The sequence below is a fragment of the Gluconobacter sp. P5H9_a genome, from assembly GCF_018812085.1.
In the GTDB taxonomy this organism is placed as follows: domain Bacteria; phylum Pseudomonadota; class Alphaproteobacteria; order Acetobacterales; family Acetobacteraceae; genus Gluconobacter.
Genome location: NZ_JACRVW010000009.1, coordinates 83,303 through 101,577 on the forward strand (window position 1 = coordinate 83,303; position 18,275 = coordinate 101,577).

Genomic DNA, 18,275 nt, shown 5'->3' on the forward strand with positions numbered 1-18,275 from the left:
TAATTAATGGGAGAGATGACGAATTAAAAATTACGCTTATCTCAGTTTGGTGCGCATCATGAACTACGAAAACTAGTTAATTCTGCCTTATATTCGTTAGGTGTCGTTATATGTCCTCTTCCGCCAATTTCGTCTCTGCCAGAGAACGCTTTCAGCCGATCATAGAAACGATAACGCGTGCATCACGGGAGTTCGAGCACGACCCCGCGCTTGTGAGAAGCATTGTGCAGGATCTGAAAACTGCGGGACTGGGACGCGTCCGCCTTCCAAGTAAATTGGGCGGGTATGGAGCTTCCTTGACACAGAGCTTTACCCTACTGAAAGAGCTAGCGACAGCAGACTCTAACCTTCCACAGATTTTCCGTGCTCATTTTGCCTTTATTGAAGGCAGGCTCCGCCATTCACACAAATCTGCCGAATGGTTTGACCGCATCCGTGATGGCGCTCTTTTTGGCGCGGCGATGGCGGAACGCTCAGACGAAACGGGCGTGTCGACTCAACTGAGTTCCGACGGACAGGAGTATCGCCTGAATGGTACAAAGTACTATTCGACTGGCACCCTCTATGCTGACTGGATCATTGTCTGGGCCGCAGAGGGAGAACAGCGCGCGCATGTTCTGGTCCCTTCAGAGGCCTCAGGTGTCACACGAATTGACGACTGGGACGGTTTTGGTCAGCGCCTGACCGGCAGCGGGACAACTGTTTTTGACAACGTTTTAATTGCTCCGACACAAATTCTGGACCGATCCGAGCCCGGAAATATTCCTGCACATTCTTATCTCGCCGCTTACTATCAGCAGTTCCATTTGGCAGCATTGGCAGGAATTTCAGCCGCTATACTGCGTGATGCGATTGACTTTGTGCGACCCAGAACACGAACTTTCGGTGTTCCAGGCAAAGTTATCCAACGGGAAGATTCCGTTGTTCAGGGCGTCGTTGGGCGACTGTCTGCTCTTGCCTTCTCAACGTCTGCTCTGGTCGATCGCGTTTCGGACGCTTTGACGGAGGCTGAGACCGCGTGGCTAAGGGGCGATACCGAAAGCGTGACGTTTAGCGAAGCAGAAGAAGCCGCCTTCAAAGCGCAGCAAATCGTTATTGATCAAACGCTTGAAGCCGCAAATTTACTTTTTGAAGTTGGCGGCGCATCGGCCACCAGTCAGACCAGAAATCTGGATCGCCATTGGCGCAATGCTCGCGTTCTGTCCTCACATAACCCTGCGGCCCAGCGCCGTCGGGAACTCGGGGATCTGGCCTTGAACGATACCCCGCTTTGGACGCCGTACCGTGAAGGACTGAAGAAAAGTCTCTCCAAGGAGCCGGCATGAGTAAGGCATCGGCCCCTAAGCAGTTAAAAGTCAATCTGTTTGAGATGGCTTGCGTGAGTCACATCGTCCACGGAATGTGGACGGCGCCTGACAACAATCGCCACCGTTTTGGAGAAATGGCATTCTGGCTGGACCAGGCCCGCTTGGCAGAAGACGCAGGTTTCGACGCAATTTTTCTTGCCGATGTCATCGGGGTTTATGACCGTTTTAACGGACTTGACCCTGCCCTTCGGCTCGGCGTGCAAATCCCGAACCTCGATCCGCTCTCCCTGATCCCGGCTATGGCCGCTGTCACCACGCGCCTAGGGTTTGCCGCAACATTTTCAACGACTTATGAGCCACCGTTTGCCTTTGCGCGACGTATGAGCACGCTGGATCTTCTAACCGAAGGGCGCGTTGGCTGGAACATTGTGACCTCCTACCTGCCAAACGCCGCCAGAAACTTTGGCCTTGCAGACGAAATCGAACACGACGAGCGCTACGAGCGGGCTGAGGAATATCTTGAGGTTCTCTACAAGCTCTGGGAGCAGAGCTGGGACGAAGACGCCTTGGTCATTGATCGTGAGAACGACGTGTTCACCCACCCGGATCGTGTTCATTACATCAACCACAAGGGTCGGCATCATCAGGTTGAGGGTCCACATCTTGTGCAGCCCACGCGTCAGCGCACGCCGGTCCTTTTTCAGGCAACCGGGTCCAAGCGTGGACTGGAATTTGCAGCCCGTCATGCGGAGGCCGTTTTCATTGGTGGCCGTACGCGCGAGGAAATTCGCCATAACATCGCCCAGACACGCGAACAGGCGGCTCTAAACGGTCGAGACCCCAACGACCTGAAATTCTACGTCATGGCTGGGCTCATCGCTGGGAATACAGAAGTCGAGGCTCAGGAGAAGCTGAACCGCTACCGTGAGCGCTATAGCGTTGAGGCTGCTCATGTCCACGCGCAGGCCGAGATTGATTTGCGGAATTTTGACCGCTCCCTGACCATTGGTGAGGCGCTTGAGCAATCGGGGCGTCCGTTTGGAAACATGGGGCGTCGATTTGGCCCCGATCAAACAGTTGGCAGCGCACTGGACCAGATTGCCAGCTTCGAACAGGGCCGTTTTTTCGTCGCGGGCACCCCCTCCCAGATCGCGGATGCCGTCGAAGACTGGCTCGACGAAGATGGGATCGACGGGATTAATCTCCGCCAATACCACACGTTCGAGACGACCAGGGATTTTGGAGAGCTGATTGCTCCGGAACTCCGCAAGCGTGGTCGCCTGCCAGAGCGAAACAGTCCTCCGGAGACACTGCGTCATCGCCTGTTCGGTTTTGATCGCCTTCCGACAAGCCATCCCGCCCATCAGGCCACTCTACCCGTTCACGCCCAGACAGCGAGTTTCTCATGAGCACAAATGCCGTCATCGGGGGTGTCCCCGAGAAAATCAACGTTCTTTGGTTCCTTCCAACTCATGGAGACAGCCGATATCTGGGAACGCAGGAAGGTGGCCGCAGCGTTGACCTGCCTTACCTCCAACAGGTCGCGCGGGCTGCGGACAGTTTGGGATATTACGGCGTCCTCCTCCCCACAGGGCGGAGTTGCGAAGACTCCTGGATCGTTGCATCCTCCCTTATTACGTCCACTGAACGGCTGAAATTTCTGGTAGCCGTCCGCCCTGGGTTGCAATCTCCAACCTTTGCGGCACGTATGACGGCGACACTGGATCGTCTATCTGGCGGCCGTCTCCTGATCAATGTTGTAACGGGTGGAGATCCCAAGGAAAATGAAGGGGACGGTCTCTTTTTCGACCATGCCACCCGCTACGAAATTACTGACGAATTCCTGTCGATATACTCTCGTCTTCTGAAGGGTGACACCGTCCATCACGAGGGCAAGCACTTCCATATTGCGGATGGCCAGATCCTTTATCCGCCACATCAGGCTGGCGGTCCGCCTCTGTATTTCGGCGGCTCTTCTGAGGCAGGAATTCAGGTCGCGGCCAAGCGGATCGACAAGTATCTGACGTGGGGAGAGCCACCGGAACTTGTTAAGGAAAAAATCTCCCGTGTTCGCGAGGCCGCTGCGCGTGAAGGACGCGAAGTCAGTTTCGGGATCAGGTTTCATGTCATCGCTCGTGAGACAACTGAAGAGGCCTGGGCTGCGGCAAACCGTCTGATCTCCCGCCTTGATGATGCGACCATCGCGCAGGCCCAGTCTGTATTCTCAAGGCTAGACTCTGTAGGGCAGTCCCGCATGAGCGCCCTGCATGGCGGACGACGGGACAAGCTCGAAGTCAGTCCTAACCTCTGGGCTGGCGTGGGGCTGGTCAGAGGCGGAGCTGGCACGGCTCTGGTGGGTGATCCGGCCACCATTGCTGAACGCATTGATGAATACAGACGCGCTGGTTGCGACAGCTTCATCCTTTCCGGATACCCTCATCTGGAAGAAGCTTACAGCTTTGGCGAACTGGTCCTTCCGCTCCTTCCGACTGCCCACCCGACACGGGCAGCCGGCGGTCAGAACAATATGGGGCCGTTTGGCGAGACGATTGCCAACTCCTATCGCCCGGCCCAAGCCTCTTCATGAACGCGGAAGTCCAGCTCAGCCGTCTGCCAGTTTCTGCCCCTGTAGCAATTATCGGTGGCGGAGCGACCGGCACGATGATTGCGTACCATCTTCTTCGCAAACGCCGAGATCTGGGTGCTGGTAGCGTTGTGATCTTCGAGCCTCGCCCCCGGTTGGGCGCAGGCGTGGCCTATGGCAGCAAGGACCCGCAGCATCGGATCAATGTGCCCGCTTCGCGGATGAGCATCGATACAGAAAGACCTGACGACTTTGCGGACTGGTTCAAATGGCACAGTCATAAAACCTGTGATCCGGAAGCATTCTTGCCCTCTGGAGACGTTTATCCGACGCGTGCAGAGTTTGGTCGTTATCTTTTTGAGAGAATAACGCCATTTCTCGTCAATGAGACACTTCAGCATGTTCAGGACACTGTGGTGTCTGTACAGCATACCGGCAAGTACTGGCAGATCCAGACCGCCCACGGCGCGATTTATACTGCTGCCTATGTTGTCATTGCGACTTCGCATCCTGCCCCAGCGCTGCCGACCCCACTCAAAGGGATCGCGCACGATCCGCGAGTAATCTCTGATCCGTGGGCAAAAGATGTCTTCAAGACCATAGACCCTCGGGCACGGATTGCCATTATAGGTACCGGGCTCACGATGGCAGATGTTGTGGCAACTCTCGCAGCACAGGGGCATCTTGGCCCTATCACTGCGGTCTCCCGCCGCGGTCTCCGCTCCCGAGGGCATTCACATGGGCCTGCCAGTCTATTTGGAGATTTTTCCACCAACCCCGAACAGACGGCGCTGGGTCTGCTCAGGCGCATTCGCGAGACCCTTGCTTCGGCCTCTGAAAGGCCATGGCAAGACACGCTTGATGCTGTACGTCGCCAAGGGAAGACCATCTGGACGGCTCTGCCGGTCGTTGAACAGCGTCGTCTTGTCCGCCACCTTCGACCATTCTGGGATGTCCATCGTTTTCGGATCGCACCACAGGTCGAACGCGCTTTAAACCTGAGATCAGAAACAGGGTTACTCACAGTGCTTGCTGCTCGGCTTGAGAGCGCAGAAGCCGCCCCTAATGGCCTTACTCTACACCTTCGGGAGCGTGGGGAACGAAGCCGCACGGTCCGTGCAGACATCCTGATCAATACCACCGGCCCTGACCATGCAGGCATTCTAACCAAGCCTGGTTTTCTTTCCCGTCTGGCTCAGGAGGGCTTTGTGCAGAGAGATCCTGTTGGTCTCGGGCTTTGGACCGACAAAGATCACTCCGCACTTGTCGACGGCCTGCCAGTGTCGGGCCTCCTTGTCGCTGGCCCGCTTTCCCGCGGGACTTTCGGTGAGCTGATGGGCTTCCCGGAGGTAACGGCCAATTCCCAGTCTGTAGCCTCTAGGCTGGCCGATATCCTTCAGATCTCGACATACTCTGAACAGGTGCATTCATGACGTCTGCTCAAAATGCCACATTCGGCACGCCTCGCCCTATAATCCGTCATGCTGATGATGTTTCTGCCATCGTCAACGCAGGACCTCAGGGCGGCGGTCACGCAAACATCATCGTTGCCCTTGCTCTCGGCGGCGTCTTTCTTGACGCCTATGACCTGACGACGCTGTCCTACGGCATTGGTGACGTACAGAAACACTTTGGTCTCACGACATCTGCCACCGGCATGGTTGCAGCAGCGATGAGTGCCGGGACAATTGTCGGGAGCATTGCAGGCGGATGGCTGACTGACCGGATTGGTCGATACGCCGTTTTCATGGCGGATATGATCTGCTTTGTCATCGCGGCCCTCGTGGCAGGCATGGCCCCCACGGCCACCATCCTGATCCTTGCCCGTTTCGCGATGGGTTTTGGCGTCGGAATGGACCTGCCTGTGGCCATGGCGTTCCTGTCAGAGTTTTCAAAGCTGAGTGGAAAAGGAAGCAAAGCGAGCCGAGCTGCAGCATGGTGCCCAACGTGGTATGCCGCCTCTTCACTGTGCTTTTTCCTCGTTTTTGCCCTAGACGCGGTCGTTCCTACCACCCACCCGGATTGGCTATGGCGCGCTTCACTGGCCTTCGGGGCGCTTCCTGCGCTTCTGATCATCCTCGTCCGTAACCGATACATGAGTGAATCCCCTATCTGGATCGCCCGGAACGGCGATCTGGAGAAAGCAGCGGAGATTTTACGGGCGTCTCATGGCATTGATCCCGCTCTTCAGATTGAAGCTCCGCCTATCCGGCCACAACCTCATGGGATTGCCCCGCTCTTCCGTCAGCCCCTGCTTAAGCGCGGAATTCTTGTCAGTACCATTTCCATCGTCAGTGCTTATTCGTATGCGGCAATCGCGTTTGGGGCGCCGAGTTTGCTCGCAGGAATGCTGCACCTCGACCGCAAGCAGGTTCTGATTACATCAATCATCCTGAACCTTGTCTTTGCATTTACGGGCGGTTTGATCGGGGTTCGTCTGGCGCGGTACGTGTCGTCGCGCAAGGTCAATATCGTTGGATATATTCTTCAGGCTGTTTCCATAGGAACGCTGGCGATTGTCGGCACACCACACTCCACGGCAGGTGTCATAGCGGTTCTCGGTGGCTTCGCTGGGTATCTCTTCGGTCAAGGCTTCGGACCCGGCTGCCAACAGATGATCTACGCCACTCTCACCTACCCGACCGAAATTCGTGGTGTGGGAATTGGCATGAACCGGCTCATTTCTGGCCTGGGTGCCACCATGGCCATGTGGGCTCTACCCAGCCTCTACGCAAATTTCGGAACGAACCTTTTCTGGTTCATTTTGAGCGCCCCTCTGATCGGTCTGACATTGCATCAGGTGATCCGTTGGGATGTCTTCAATTATGACCCGGATGGCGACGACACATTGAAGGGCGTCCTAAGGCCAGCCGCCCGACAAGACACATCTCTTCAGCATTCAGCCCTCTTCAATCAGGGCTGAGTGAACTGAGCCGCATTTTCACGTCGCAACACCCCGCCGTCCTACCGTGATCGTTGTTAAGGAGCGCATGTGTCTTTTATCCCCGTAAACGCATTTGATATGAATTGCGTCTCTCATCAGGCAAGCGGCCTATGGCGGCATCCGGACGATCAGTCATGGCATTACAACACCATCGGATACTGGACGAACTTGGCGAAAACGCTTGAACATGGACTGTTCGACGGCCTTTTCATCGCAGATGTTCTTGGCATCTACGATGTATATGGAGGCGGCCCGGAAGCGGCATTACGCAATGCGTCTCAGGTTCCCGTCAATGATCCGGCCATGCTGATTTCCGCCATGGCCGCGGTCACTGAAAATCTGGGCTTTGGGCTGACGGCAACCCTCTCTTTCGAACATCCCTACCCCTTTGCTCGCCGCATCAGCACCCTGGATCACCTTACCAACGGGCGGATGGGATGGAACATTGTAACGGGTTATCTGAACAGCGCCGCAAAAGGCGTTGGTCAGCAACAACAGACATCTCATGATGAGCGTTACGATGTCGCGCGTGATTATATGCAGGTTCTTCGAGGTCTGTGGGGAAAAAGCTGGGAGGACGGCGCCGTCCGTCGGGACAGAAAAAGTGGGATCTTTACGGATCCCACAAAGGTTCATCGCCTTCAGCATAAAGGAAAATACTTTGAGGTAGATGCAATTCATCTCTGTGAACCCTCACCTCAGCGAACACCCGTCCTCTATCAAGCCGGAACTTCCAGTAAAGGGCGGGCTTTTGCCGGAGATTACGCTGAATGCGTCTTTATTGCTGGCCCATCCAAAGAAGTGGCGAAACATGCCGTTTCAGGGCTGGAAGCAGAGCTCCAGCGCACTGGGCGGTCACGGAAATCACTCAAGATTTTCTCTCTCGTAACCATCGTAACGGCCGAAAACGATGAGGCCGCTTTAGAAAAATGGGCGGAATACAGAAAGTATGTCAGTCACGAAGGTGCTCTGACGCTCATGTCAGGATGGACGGGGATCGATTTTTCGACCTTCGATCTCGATGATCCTGTCCGTCATATTCGTAATGACGCCATTCACTCCGCCATCGATGCCTTGACCGTTGTAGATCCCAAACGGGTGTGGACCGTCAGGGAACTCGCAGAACATGCGGCAATTGGGGGCATGGGCGTAACGTTCGTTGGTGGCCCGCAGAAAGTCGCGGATCAGATTGAAAAATGGATTGAAGACACAGGTATTGACGGTCTCAATCTCGCTTACGCCATCACCCCAGGAAGCTTCGAGGACTTCGTGACTTATATCGTGCCAGAGCTTCAAAAGCGTGGCCGTTACAAGACAGAATATCAACCCGGAACTCTACGGGAAAAGCTCTTCGGAACATCTGAACCACAATACAACACGGCGGCTCCATGACTGATACACGCGCCATTATCAAGCGTCGCCACCTACTTTTTGGCACTCTTGCACTCACCCTTGCCTCGCCAGTTCGCGCAGCAACACCGGTTATCCGCATCGGCTATCAGCGCTACAGCACCTTGGTTATTCTCAAGGCATCTGGCGCCTTGGAAAAGGCATTGGCTGGCCGCGCGAATGTCGTGTGGTCCGAATTCGTGGCTGGCCCACAGCTCCTGCAGGCCCTAGTCGCGGGAGCACTTGATTTGGGACAGACCGGCGATGCTCCGCCAGTGTTTGCAGCCGCCGCAAGCCCCGGTGCACTTGTGTATGTCGGACATGAGCCTCCTGCCCCACTAGCCGAAGCCATTCTTGTCCCCAAAGACAGTTCGATCCGCACCGTCGCGGATCTAAAGGGCAAGCGGATCGCTCTCAATCGCGCGTCCAACGTCCACTGGTTTCTTCTTCAGGCCCTGCATAAAGCCGGGCTATCTTTTCATGATATCAAACCCGCCTATCTCACGCCCCCCTCTGCTCGCTCAGCCTTTGAAAGCGGCCAGATCGATGCATGGGCAATATGGGACCCCTATCTGTCCGGAGCGCTGTCCAGTGGGCCACGCATTCTGACAACCGCACAGGATATGGTCGCCAATCGAGAGTTTTTCCTGGCTCGCCGTGGATTTTCAGAAAGTCAGCCTGATCTTCTTCGGGAAGCACTTCATCAGATCGCTCAAACGGATGTCTGGGCACAAATCCATAAGCCCGAAGTTTCCCATCTTCTCGCAACACAAACAGGACTGCCGTACGATACGGTATATTCTGCAATCAAGACACGTGATTTTGGTTATGCGCCTATGAGCGCGGATATTATTCAGGAACAGCAACAGGTTGCTGACGGTTTTTTAAAAGAAGGACTTTTACCTTCACGCATCGATATCGCTTCAGCAGTCTGGAAATGATCATCAGAAGCGTAAAAAATTTCACTAATGATCGCGCCAAAAGAGCCATTGAAAGGAACGGTTCAGGCTGCGTTAGCCGTTTCACTTTTTAAGACGGAATTCCATCACCGCCCTTATCACTCAGAGATTTTCATATAAGACCTGATTAATAATCATATATGCGCCTGTATAAATCTAATTAAAAAAGTAATATAGTTTTTTAACCATCGTATTTGGTGACATGTCTTTAGGTAAGGAATACTTGGATGCGATGTAAGCGCGGTGATGCCTAAAAGGCAACAAGCCTTGTTGTGAAGTTGCGTCACGCCCACCCAAAGCAACAATGCTGTGTTCTCTATCTTTCGATTAAACGAAAGAGACCAGAGATACCGCATTACCCTCCGTTGCAGGTGCGGCCACAGAATTCACACCTGAAAATTCAGAGCTCCGAATGTGAGCCAGAGCATCAATAAACATGGGGCAAAATTGCGCCTCAGAATGAGCTTGAAAATGAAGAGCAAGAAAAATCAGGTGCATTCCCATACAGGTTTTCGCCTTGGTGTGCCCCACGGCCGCCTGTCCTCCCTTTTGTTAAGCGCGGTCGCAATGACGCCACTCATAAGCGAAGCGGCAGAGTACAAAACTCATCCAACTCATCACCGTACAGGCACTTCGAGTAAAAAACTCGTAACACCCCCCTCTGCCGTTAGTGGGACACAGTCTTCTGAGGCGGTTCATCGCTCTGCTGCGCCCAAATCCTTCGTCGCCCCGACAAGTGAAACAATCAAGGTTTCCACCCGTCGACGCTCTGTGGTCGATCAATCGAAGGCAGCATTAAGCACCATTCCCGGTGGCGTCAGTGTGATTGACGCGCACGAGGTTCTGAAAGGCCGAAACTTCACTAACGCTGACGTTCTTGCGTTCCAGCCAGGCGTTTTTGCCCAGAGTTCGGGTGGAGGTGATGGCTTGCGTCTGTCTATCCGTGGTTCCGGAATTCAAACAGGTACAAACTATTTTCGTTCTGGCATTCTGATGATGTTTGACGGCCTCCCCGTAACGACGCCGGCTGGCACGCCTTACGAATTATTTGAAACACTCGGCGTGCGTTATACAGAAGTGCTTCGTGGCGCCAATGCGTTTGACTATGGCGGCGTACAACTTGGTGGCGCTATCAACTACGTCACACCGACGGGGTATGATGCGGACTTATTCCAGGTTCGGGCAGAAGCAGGCAGCTTCAACTATAACAAGCAGCAGATCAGTTCCGGAAAAGTCATTGGGAAGTCTGACTACTATGTCAGTATCACCAAGTCTTATCGAGGCGGCTACCAGCAACAGACGGCGGCCAGCAGTTTTGGTGTTAACGCAAACTACGGATACCGCTTCAATGATAAAGTCTCCACGCGGTTCTTCTTCCGGTATCGACAGACGCAAAACGGATATCCAGGATTTCTGACGCGAGATCAGATCATTGACAATCCGAAACAGGCACAATCGACTTATGTTGCGCTTCATTCCAAGCGCATTCAGCCGGGCTCAAAATGGTATGGCAACATGACAACCATCCGGATTGACGATCATTCCAAACTGGAGCTGGGAATTGATTACCAGGATGCTCCGATTGATATTGAGAATGGTACGACTGCGGGCATCTGGGGATACAAGACGATTGCGGGCGTGATCCGATACACCCGGAAAGACAAGCTGTGGGGCCGCAGCAATGATATGCTGTTCGGCATTGACACCTATAGCGATCTGGACGCCTGGCAAACTACGCGGACCAGAACGTATACCGGCACTTATGCTGGCATTCCGCTTGGAACAAAGCTTCGACACGCTACTTACGGCGGAACGGACAACTATTTCCACATCAGAGACAACTTTGAACTCTTTCATAATTTCTGGCTAACAGCTGCCGGTGCTCTGGACTTCGTGCAGCGCTCTACTGCTGTGACGTACCCTACGCAAAGCTCTCTTGGCACCTCGGCCGTGGGCTTTACCCCGCGTGGAGGATTTCGGTATGTTATCAGTCCGCATGTCTCGGTTTATGGAAACGTCAGTCGCAGTTTTCAGCCACCTAATGACTGGCAACTTCTGTCTGGCGCAAACTACACAACCGGTCCTGCAGCAGGCTTGACTGCAACGGGAGCCAGCCTCGAAAACCAGACAGCAACAACGTATGAAATTGGTACGACAGGCAACTGGCTACACAATAAATGGAGCCTGACATACTACTATTCCTCTGTGAGGAATGAACTTCTGTCTGTCATGACCCCATTGTCACAACTTTATGGGAATGCGACCTATTCAAACGCGTCCCCAACCGTGCATCAGGGTGTGGAAGCGTCTCTGGAGACAGATCTGTATAAATGGTCCGGCGGAACACTAGGCTTACGTCAATCCTATACCTATCAGGATTTTCACTTCAAAAATGATGCCGTTTTCGGCCGGAACAAGCTTCCAGGAATTCCTGCTCATTTCTATCAGGGAGAAGTCCGTCTTGACCTGAAAAATGGCTTTTATGCCGGGTTCAATACACAGGTTTCGTCAAAGGTTTCAGGGTCTTACGACGACACTTATTTCGCGCCTTCTTATCATATCTATAATGCCAACATTGGCTATGAATGGCCCGGGAAACACCGTCAGGTCTTCTTGTCTTTTAACAATCTGACCAATAAACATTATGCCTCCATTGTAGTACCTGGATATATCGCAGGAGGCCGACAGCTCTCAGTCATGCAACCGGGAGACGGGTTTGGTATATTTGCGGGAATTTCGATCGGACTAAACGACTAAAGATACTTCTCAGACCTCATCTCAATAACTACAAGTGAGACATACCGCTGGCCCCTTTTTGCTCCTACATTTCAAACATGGGGCAAACAGGATCCAGCGGTTGTTGATAAAAAAAGCATAATCGTCCCTCGGTTGCATCCAGCGCAAATCTGTCTTGCAGGGAGGGATATTAGAAGTATTTCAGATATTGCTTTTCTAAGATGACAACCCGCGCCCCGGCAAACAGGAAATTCATTGTCTCTTCAAGTAGTACGCTAGCCCTTGAAGTATTATCGATAATGTTTCTTTGACATATTATTCGAAGTTATTGTGTGTTATTCTACACCATCACGGGAAACTATATATTATTATCAAACAATAACCATAGCATGAGCAATCAATATTTTCAACAAATCCCAAGTCGCTCTTGGTGCCTACTCTTCCGACCATTTCCAAAATAAATGATATTCTCCTAAAGAAAAGATCTAATCCTCTTTCCATGCCTTAGAGAAAAGCGATACCAAACGCTCTACCTGCCCAGTTTGTAGTTACACTGGAGCAGGAACAGGTGCAGTCTGCGCAATTAGATTTTTCTTCCTGAGTTCATCCCAAAAAGCCGTCGGAATCGAGACTTCCATGGATTTCGCATTGGCCTGCATCTGGGCAGCATTACGCGCTCCCGGAATGACGGCTGCGACCGTCGGATGAGCGGCTGCGAACTGAAGTGCTGCCGTACGAAGATCAGTTCCGTGCTTCTTGGCTATAACTTCCATCGCCGCCCTCTTACGCCCCATCCCGGATGGAATGGTGCCGCCGTAATCATAGCGATTGCGTCCGGCAGCATAACCTGCATTCAAAGGCGCGCCGATAACGGCCGAAATGCCACGAGGGGCAAGCGCAGGCAAAGTATGCGCCAGAGCTTCGTCATGCCTTAGAATGGAATATTGCGTTGCCAGAAGGACAATATCCGGGTCCCCGATCTCAAGGGTTCTCAGGACAGCTTGAGGCGTATTAACCCCGAGCCCCCACCCCTTGATGAGACCTTCCTCCCGCATCCTGGTCAGCGTCGGAATGGCACCTTTGGCAGCTTGATCGAAATAAGTCGTCCAACGTTGTCCCATATCCTTGTTTTCTGGCGACAGGTCATGAATGTAGACGATATCAAGCCGAGAAATTCCTAGTCTCTGAAGGCTGTCCTCGATCGACCGCCGAACGCCATCTGCCGTGTAGTCATAGCGGTAGGCGAAAGGAGACGGATTATGCCACATCGTGCCACCAGGCGGCTGTGGAGCGGCGGTCAGCAATCGGCCAACTTTGGTAGACAGGACAAATTCATCCCTTGGCCGCGTGTGCAAAAAATGGCCAAACCGACGCTCACTCAAGCCCAGACCATACCAAGGCGACGTATCAAAATAGCGTATCCCTAAAGCCCAGGCCGCTTCCAACGTGGCTTCAGCATCTTCATCCGTACCAGCGGCAAAGCCATTTCCAATCGGGACCCCACCAAGTCCAATGCGCGTCGGAGGACGAAACCGCTGGCCCGTCTGCGTTACATTCACTGGGAGCGTATCACGCACAATGTCCCCCCTGGTCGGGGTAACATCTCCAGCATGCTGTGCATCCTGGGTCTGTCCGCTTCGGGGCATCAGCGCGGCTGCGCCTCCCAAGGCCGAAAGGGCGAGAAGATTGCGGCGGGTGGCTGTCATCGCGTCCTCACATGAGATGGATGTGGCTCTTAATGCCTGTAACCCGTTGAGGTTCGAAACTTTCCGGGGCTACTGAAGGAAGGTCACGTCATTGTGTCATCCCCCTCCAACTTACCTCTCAAGAAACCGCAATCCCGCCGTGCCGAAGAGAATATTTCCCTATCCACTTTGTACGGAGAGTTTTACGGTCTGCACCCCGCTCCTTGGCTCACGTTGACAAAAGACCTGATCCCCAAAAAGCCTAGCGGCGATAATTGAATATCCGTTCGATGCCGTTGCGATCTCAGTAACGCCGCCAGTCTATTTTCTGCGGCGCACTTTGGTCTTTGCGTGATGGAATGTCCGGCACGATACCATGCTGCGGCAGATCCTGACGGAAACTGTCGCTATCATACACCCAATCAGCCAGCATGGCCCTGGAATTTGAAATCGGCGGTTCCATCCGGGCACATATGGCTTTGTAGCCTGAGACTTACCGCCCCTGTGAGGGTAAAGCCGAGAGGGCATCCCAGACGCTCTGTTCAACCCACCGGCAAACCGAACATAAACCGAATTCCACTTGCCGTGGGACTCATGCACGCCTCCCCCCAGACAGTCTGTGTGCACGACACGCAGCATACCGTTGAAAACAGGCAGTTATCTCCGCTTGGACGCTCCCTACCTTGGCGCCCGGAGGCAGAAAAGGCTCAATCATCAACCATTCCAAATCTATCAGATTACCTCGTGTCATACCTACTCTCTTTGTCCTTATATACCACAAGAAGCAAGTGAAGCAGGTGTCGACATATGGTATAGATCTTTAGTCAACTTGATCTAGAACATAGAGTTAATTGCAAATTGCGGGGAGACTTGGATATTTTTATTGTGACCAGAAAAATAAAACGCTGCCCCCGCAATTATGCCCCAGTTTGCATTCCAGTTGTATTCAAAAGCCGGAGCAATTTGCCAATCTGTGTTAGCAGATCCCGTTTTACTGACATAAGTTCCGTTAGTATCGTGCCCACGCAAGACTGAACCATTCGACCAATCTCGAGCAAGATCCATGACCAAGACCCACTTCTGGGTCAAGCCATACTCCAACGAAAACCCGCTTTGTCCACTCATTCCCGGCCTGCCACGCCCCCGGAAACCATAGGCCGTGCCATAACTTGTTTCATCGGTCAGTGAGGCCGAGGTAACTGCCCGCCGAAACCAGTTCCATGCTCGTACACGTAATTCATGATGACCCGGCAGCGTATAAGTAGACTGCGCAGTTAAGGCGAAGCGAAAAACATAAGCGCCACTCCCTACCCCATCCTGAATATTGTGTAGTTTTTTGTAGTCACCTGTAGGAAAAATCATTCCTGCAAAGAGGTTAAGGGCAGGAATGTAACGTCTTGGGTCGGGCCTTACCAAACGATAGATCAGATCAACAGGGACATCACCTGTTTTGGGCCCATGAGAATGACCGTTAGCATGTTTCCACCCGTAATCAACGATTGTATGAATCTGAATACTGAAGTCTTGAGAAATTCCGTATTTCCAGAGAGTGGAGTTTGAAAACATACGCTGTAAGGGGTGAGATGCTGGTAGCGTTCGCCCGTGTGGACCAAAACTGCCTAGAGGCTGACTGTAAGAAAAGTAAGGTTCGACATTCAAAACTCCTTCGCGTGTTGTGCCAGAGGGGGAAACAAGTGAACCTGTATACCATTGACCGGCATGTGCAGATGAAAAACCACCTGCAAATACCAGAAAGCAAAAAACTGCTTTTTTAACAGACAATTCTTCATCCACACGCAATAAATTCTTAAGGCGTGCCCTCATTTAATTACTCGTTATACAAAATTTCCGTACTCAAAGCCCGGCGTTGAAGATGGGTTGAATATCTTCTGATGTGTTTTTTCCATTCGCCAGAAGCAGCTGAAGAAGTATTCGCGCCTTTTGTGGGTTCAGATCCATAGAAGCCACAAAACCGTAGCGGTCATCGTCAACTTCTACATTACGGTTTACAAAACCACTGCCAACACGGGTAGAGCGCACGACAACTACGCCTGCCTTCGTAGCTCGTTCCATGCCAGCCAAGGCATCACTCGAAACATTGCCGTCCCCCATCCCTGCAATCACGATACCGCGTGCGCCATGCCTGACGGCATCGTCAATCTGCTGCGCATCCATATCTGCATGGGCATATACAATCTGTACGGGAGGCAATTTGTGATCTCTCGGAAGAGCAAGATGATGCTCAGGCTTTACCGGAGTAATAAAACGCACGCTTGCCGGATCAACATATCCAACAAGATCAAGATTAGGCGAACGAAATGTCTGAAGAGACGTCGTATGCATTTTGCTCACACCACGTGCCGACTGCACTTCGTCATTCAAAACCACTAGCACACCCCGCCTGCGGGCCTGCGGATCGACCGCTACTTTCACAGCTTCATACATATTTGCCGGGCCATCAGCACTAATAGCTGTGCTGGGCCTCATAGCGCCGGTCAAAATAACGGGCCGCGCATCTCCAATCACGGTCCCCAGAAAGAAAGCAGTCTCCTCCATTGTGTCAGTGCCGTGAGTGATCACAACAGCATCGGCTTCGTTATTAGAGAACGCCTTCTGAATACGCTCGGCAATTTTGAACCAGACTTTGCTGTTCATGTTCTGGGATGCAATGTTGGAGATCTGCTCTACCTGCAAGTGCGCTAGTTTTTCGACCCCCGGCACACCAGCAATCAACTGCTCTCCCGTTACAACGCCGGCGTCGTATCCAATGGCGGACCGAGGGGCGGCCTTTCCGGATATCGTGCCACCAGTCGCCAATACGAGCACGCGCGGTAACGCTATCTGTTGATGAATCATCTCATGAGGAGCGCTTGAGGCTTCTGTGTGAGAAAAAGCAGGCATAATCGAAGCTACTCCCAGAGTTGCAGCAAAAAGAGGCAGGGCACGCCTAGAAAACATAGGGAATACTTTTCCGGCACGGGAAGAGAAAGGGCTGCCCTCTCTTCCCGTGATTAAAAACAGCATCAGCATCCTTGAAGGGAGCCCTGTAGTTTTGATTATTCCTGAGTTTTCACGAATTCGCCGTGATATTCCTCAACCATCTTTCGCAATGAACGACCAATCGCCGCGTACTGGAATTCATTGAGATTTGCGAGAGAGGCGCGTGCCGATGGACGTGTAGCGCCAAACCCGGTGCCTGGCAGCAGAACAATGCCTGTCTCATCCGCAATCCGGAACAGGATCTCACCTGTGCTGGAACGTTTGAGCATCCACTGGGCAAAGTTGTCGCCGTACAGGGTGCGACAGACGTCTTCCAGATCAATCAGGGTATAGTAATCTACTGCATTCGCGTCCTCTGCTGGCGCTACCCCCAATTCCTGATAAAGCGCGGCTTCCCGACGGCGGATGACGCTCCTGAGCGTCGCTTTATAACGACCTTCATGATCCATCAGCGCAAACAATGAGAAAAGTACCATCTGAACTTGCTGCGGGGTCGAAAGGCCAGCCGTATGGTTTAGTGCCACAGCACGGCTATCCGCCACTAGTCGATCAATAAACTTCAAGCTTGCGGCATCTGTTGTCAGGCTGGAATAGCGTTTTACCAGTGCATTTTTTTCCTCTTCCGGAAGCTGTGCCAATCGCGCATCAATAGCATTCTCCTTATGCATGCCGATTACCCCCAGACGCCAACCTGTTGCTCCGAAGTATTTTGAGAAAGAGTAAACAAGGATCGTATTTTGCGGACAGATTGCGTAAAGCGACCGGAAGCCATCAGCAAACGTGCCATAAACGTCATCGGTCAAGATCATCAGATCCGGGCGTTCTTTAACAATGGATGCAATCTTCTCCAGCGACGCATCGTTCATCTTGACAGATGGGGGATTGCTGGGGTTCACGCAGAAAAAGATTTTTACCGCCGGATCGCGCAGTTTTTCCAGTTCACCTTCCGGATACTGCCAATTCAGAGCTGGATCGGCCTGCACTGGCACAACTTCAAGGCCGTATTCTTCAAGCTGTGGAATTTCGATATAGGGAGAAAAGATGGGCATGCCGATAGCCACCTTGTCTCCCTTTTTGATGAGACTGTTCTGCTTGAGGGAATTGAACACGTAGGCCATGGCCGCCGTGCCCCCCTCGGTCGCAAAAAAATCTGTGGAATCCAGTGCGACACTTCCACCCACCATTTCACGCAGCACGTATTGCGCAACAATTTTTTCGCTCAGGGTCAGCATGCGTGGCGGGGTCGGGTAGTAACACCCCAGAATACCTTCCACCATTTCGACAAGGAATGTAGCAGGAGGGAGCCCCATCTGATCCCTCACGTAGCTGAGGGCATGTCCTAAAAGAGCTGCTTCTTCTTTATCTGCGTTGCTTTCAATAAAGCGGTCAAAACGCCCTTCTATTCCTTCGATCCGCACTGTGCCTCCAAGCCCTGGTGACAGATAGGACAGAGAAAGGCGTGCTTCCGACAATGCATATTGCCCAAGCAGGAAAAAGGCCGCGCGCGGGAGTGTAGCTAGAAAGTTGGGATTGCCACGACCTGCATTAAGCATAACGCGGTCTGCCTTCGACGAAGCCAAGCTTATAAGTGTATCTTTAAGTTCAAATGGACTGAGATCACGAAATTTAGAATAATCGATTGTCATTATTAAGTTTCCTTGTTTTGAATAT

The 18,275-nt window shown here is 52.7% G+C and carries 13 protein-coding genes; 8 read left to right on the plus strand and 5 right to left on the minus strand.

From position 1 onward, the window contains the following. The first annotated feature begins 110 nt into the window (after window positions 1–110). From KP708_RS10285 to KP708_RS10320, 8 genes are all read left to right on the plus strand, one after another. Window positions 111–1,325 carry an acyl-CoA dehydrogenase family protein gene (locus KP708_RS10285; RefSeq protein ID WP_215751162.1) on the plus strand — a complete coding sequence of 405 codons (1,215 nt, stop codon included), beginning with the start codon at window positions 111–113 and terminating at the stop codon, window positions 1,323–1,325. Then, window positions 1,322–2,716, plus strand: coding sequence for an NtaA/DmoA family FMN-dependent monooxygenase (locus KP708_RS10290; protein ID WP_252347551.1), 1,395 nt, complete (start codon window positions 1,322–1,324; stop codon window positions 2,714–2,716). Before KP708_RS10285 ends, KP708_RS10290 begins: the two co-directional genes overlap by 4 nt. Further along, window positions 2,713–3,894: an FMNH2-dependent alkanesulfonate monooxygenase gene (gene ssuD, locus KP708_RS10295; RefSeq protein WP_215751163.1), complete on the plus strand. Its 1,182-nt coding sequence runs from the start codon at window positions 2,713–2,715 to the stop codon at window positions 3,892–3,894. Before KP708_RS10290 ends, ssuD begins: the two co-directional genes overlap by 4 nt. Beyond that, complete coding sequence (locus tag KP708_RS10300) at window positions 3,891–5,324, plus strand: FAD/NAD(P)-binding protein (RefSeq protein WP_215751164.1); 1,434 nt, start codon at window positions 3,891–3,893, stop codon at window positions 5,322–5,324. The genes ssuD and KP708_RS10300 overlap by 4 nt, the downstream gene beginning before the upstream one ends. Continuing rightward, on the plus strand, window positions 5,321–6,814 hold the full coding sequence (locus KP708_RS10305; RefSeq protein WP_215751165.1) for an MFS transporter: 1,494 nt from the start codon (window positions 5,321–5,323) through the stop codon (window positions 6,812–6,814). Before KP708_RS10300 ends, KP708_RS10305 begins: the two co-directional genes overlap by 4 nt. 99 nt (window positions 6,815–6,913) lie before the next feature. Further along, window positions 6,914–8,227 (plus strand): LLM class flavin-dependent oxidoreductase, encoded by a 1,314-nt coding sequence (locus KP708_RS10310; RefSeq protein WP_215751196.1) that lies wholly within the window; start codon window positions 6,914–6,916, stop codon window positions 8,225–8,227. Next, a complete protein-coding gene (locus KP708_RS10315; protein WP_215751166.1) occupies window positions 8,224–9,165 on the plus strand; it encodes an aliphatic sulfonate ABC transporter substrate-binding protein in 942 nt (313 codons plus the stop codon). The genes KP708_RS10310 and KP708_RS10315 overlap by 4 nt, the downstream gene beginning before the upstream one ends. A gap of 489 nt (window positions 9,166–9,654) precedes the next feature. Then, window positions 9,655–11,940 carry a TonB-dependent receptor domain-containing protein gene (locus KP708_RS10320; RefSeq protein WP_252347552.1) on the plus strand — a complete coding sequence of 762 codons (2,286 nt, stop codon included), beginning with the start codon at window positions 9,655–9,657 and terminating at the stop codon, window positions 11,938–11,940. 527 nt (window positions 11,941–12,467) lie between these two features. Here the strand turns inward: KP708_RS10320 and KP708_RS10325 are convergent. The 5 genes from KP708_RS10325 to KP708_RS10345 form a co-directional block, all read right to left on the minus strand. After that, window positions 12,468–13,625, minus strand: coding sequence for an aldo/keto reductase (locus KP708_RS10325; protein ID WP_215751168.1), 1,158 nt, complete (start codon window positions 13,623–13,625; stop codon window positions 12,468–12,470). 283 nt (window positions 13,626–13,908) lie between these two features. Then, entirely contained in the window at window positions 13,909–14,067 is a 159-nt protein-coding gene (locus tag KP708_RS15785; protein ID WP_252348095.1) for a hypothetical protein, read from the minus strand. Between the two features lie 371 nt (window positions 14,068–14,438). Then, window positions 14,439–15,428 (minus strand): transporter, encoded by a 990-nt coding sequence (locus tag KP708_RS10335; protein WP_252347553.1) that lies wholly within the window; start codon window positions 15,426–15,428, stop codon window positions 14,439–14,441. 30 nt (window positions 15,429–15,458) lie between these two features. After that, window positions 15,459–16,562 (minus strand): asparaginase, encoded by a 1,104-nt coding sequence (locus KP708_RS10340; protein WP_215751169.1) that lies wholly within the window; start codon window positions 16,560–16,562, stop codon window positions 15,459–15,461. Window positions 16,563–16,660: 98 nt separating this feature from the next. After that, window positions 16,661–18,250: a bifunctional aspartate transaminase/aspartate 4-decarboxylase gene (locus KP708_RS10345; RefSeq protein ID WP_215751198.1), complete on the minus strand. Its 1,590-nt coding sequence runs from the start codon at window positions 18,248–18,250 to the stop codon at window positions 16,661–16,663. Window positions 18,251–18,275 lie beyond the last annotated feature (25 nt).

Bases quoted from the DNA above. Each gene is read 5' to 3' on its own strand.
- KP708_RS10285 (WP_215751162.1), top strand. From the start codon at position 111: ATGTCCTCTTCCGCCAATTTCGTCTCTGCCAGAGAACGCTTTCAGCCG.
- KP708_RS10290 (WP_252347551.1), top strand. From the start codon at position 1,322: ATGAGTAAGGCATCGGCCCCTAAGCAGTTAAAAGTCAATCTGTTTGAG.
- ssuD (WP_215751163.1), top strand. From the start codon at position 2,713: ATGAGCACAAATGCCGTCATCGGGGGTGTCCCCGAGAAAATCAACGTT.
- KP708_RS10300 (WP_215751164.1), top strand. From the start codon at position 3,891: ATGAACGCGGAAGTCCAGCTCAGCCGTCTGCCAGTTTCTGCCCCTGTA.
- KP708_RS10305 (WP_215751165.1), top strand. From the start codon at position 5,321: ATGACGTCTGCTCAAAATGCCACATTCGGCACGCCTCGCCCTATAATC.
- KP708_RS10310 (WP_215751196.1), top strand. From the start codon at position 6,914: ATGAATTGCGTCTCTCATCAGGCAAGCGGCCTATGGCGGCATCCGGAC.
- KP708_RS10315 (WP_215751166.1), top strand. From the start codon at position 8,224: ATGACTGATACACGCGCCATTATCAAGCGTCGCCACCTACTTTTTGGC.
- KP708_RS10320 (WP_252347552.1), top strand. From the start codon at position 9,655: ATGAAGAGCAAGAAAAATCAGGTGCATTCCCATACAGGTTTTCGCCTT.
- KP708_RS10325 (WP_215751168.1), bottom strand. From the start codon at position 13,625: ATGACAGCCACCCGCCGCAATCTTCTCGCCCTTTCGGCCTTGGGAGGC.
- KP708_RS15785 (WP_252348095.1), bottom strand. From the start codon at position 14,067: ATGGAACCGCCGATTTCAAATTCCAGGGCCATGCTGGCTGATTGGGTG.
- KP708_RS10335 (WP_252347553.1), bottom strand. From the start codon at position 15,428: ATGAGGGCACGCCTTAAGAATTTATTGCGTGTGGATGAAGAATTGTCT.
- KP708_RS10340 (WP_215751169.1), bottom strand. From the start codon at position 16,562: ATGTTTTCTAGGCGTGCCCTGCCTCTTTTTGCTGCAACTCTGGGAGTA.
- KP708_RS10345 (WP_215751198.1), bottom strand. From the start codon at position 18,250: ATGACAATCGATTATTCTAAATTTCGTGATCTCAGTCCATTTGAACTT.